The following is a 1,762-nucleotide window of genomic DNA, read 5'->3' on the forward strand; positions in this document are numbered from 1 at the left end:
CCGGAGGACAGCCAGCGCGATACGCGGTTCTCGCCCGCATTGTAGGCGGCAGCCGCGAGGCCGAGATTGCCGTAGCCCGCCTTCATCTCGGCAAGATACTTGGCCGAGGCGGGGATCGCCTGCCCGATGTCGAAGGGATCGGCAAGCCCGCGCAGCTTGGCCGTGCCCGGCATGAACTGCGCGATGCCTTCGGCGCCCACGGGGCTCACCGCATTGGGATCGAAGCGGCTCTCCTTCCAGATCAGCCGGGCGAAGAAATCCTTGGGCAGGCCATTTTGCTCAGCCTGAGTTTCGATCAGATCACAGACGCGGTTGATCAGCCGTTTTGCGGCCGATCGCGACTGCGGCGGATCGGCGAATGCCTGACCGGCAGGGATCAGCGCGCAAATCAGGATCAGTGCCGTCCTGAGCAAGCGCTGCATGGCTCATTCCGCGGCGGCTTTGCCGTGTCCGTACCGCTGCTCGATATAGTCGGCGACCATCTTTTCGAAATCCTGCGCGATCGAGGGGCCACGCAGCGTCGCCGCCTTCTTGCCGTCGATGAACACCGGCGCTGTCGGCGTCTCGCCGGTTCCGGGCAAAGATATGCCGATATCGGCATGCTTGGATTCGCCGGGGCCGTTGACGATGCAGCCCATCACCGCGACCTTGAGGTTCTCAACACCCGGATATTTCTCACGCCACACCGGCATGTTCTTGCGGATGTCGGCCTGGATGCTTTGGGCCAGCTCCTGGAAGACGGTGGAGGTCGTGCGGCCGCAGCCGGGGCAGGCCGCGACGATCGGCACGAACTGCCGGAAGCCCATCGTCTGCAAAAGTTCCTGCGACACCTGCACCTCGCGCGTGCGGTCGCCGTTCGGCTCCGGCGTCAGCGAGATGCGGATCGTGTCGCCGATGCCCTGCTGCAGGAGGATACCCATGGCAGCCGAGGAAGCGACGATGCCCTTGGTGCCCATGCCGGCCTCGGTCAGCCCGAGATGCAGCGCATGGTTGGAGCGGGTCGCAAGCTCGGTATAGACGGCGATCAGATCCTGCACGCCGCTGACCTTGGCCGACAGGATGATCTTGTCGCGGCCGAGCCCGATCTCTTCCGCCATCTCCGCCGACAGGATCGCCGACTGCACGATCGCCTCGCGGGTGACTTCCTGGGCGGTGAGCGGCGAGCCCCGGCCCTGGTTGTCATCCATCAGCCGGGTCAAGAGCTCCTGGTCGAGCGAGCCCCAGTTGACGCCGATGCGCACCGGCTTGTCGTATCTGATCGCCATCTCGACTATCGCGGCGAACTGGCGGTCCTTCTTGTCCTTGAAGCCGACATTGCCGGGGTTGATGCGGTATTTCGCCAGCGCCTCGGCGCAGGCCGGGTGATCGGCGAGCAGCTTGTGACCGATATAGTGGAAGTCGCCGACCAGCGGCACGTTGACGCCGAGCCGGGCCAGCCGATCACGGATGCGCGGCACGGCAGCGGCGCTCTCGTCGCGGTCGACAGTGATGCGCACGATCTCCGAGCCGGCGCGATGCAGCGCCGCCACCTGGGCAACGGTTTGATCGATGTCGGCGGTATCGGTGTTGGTCATCGACTGCACGACGACCGGCGCGCCGCCGCCGACCATCACGCCGCCGACATCGACGCCGACCGATGCGCGCCGCGGGAAAGGAGAAGAAAAATATCCGGTCATGCCGGCCGCCTTCATCTGGAAGTTCCGGGCATGAGGTGGCGGAGCAAAGATGGCTTGTCAATGGCCGGTGACAGCCACGGTCCTGT

At 65.3% G+C, this 1,762-nt stretch carries 2 protein-coding genes; both read right to left on the reverse strand.

Annotated features, from left to right (window positions below; all coding sequences use genetic code 11):
• A partial coding sequence (locus EOA60_RS31570; RefSeq protein ID WP_164899716.1) for a lytic transglycosylase domain-containing protein occupies positions 1–422 on the reverse strand: 422 nt, incomplete at its 3' end.
• A 3-nt stretch (positions 423–425) separates the two neighbouring features.
• On the reverse strand, positions 426–1,676 hold the full coding sequence (gene ispG, locus EOA60_RS31575; protein ID WP_095824192.1) for a flavodoxin-dependent (E)-4-hydroxy-3-methylbut-2-enyl-diphosphate synthase: 1,251 nt from the start codon (positions 1,674–1,676) through the stop codon (positions 426–428).
• Between the last annotated feature and the right edge of the window lie 86 nt (positions 1,677–1,762).

Origin of the sequence: Mesorhizobium sp. M1A.F.Ca.IN.020.06.1.1 (assembly GCF_004023265.1) — a bacterium.
GTDB lineage: Bacteria > Pseudomonadota > Alphaproteobacteria > Rhizobiales > Rhizobiaceae > Mesorhizobium.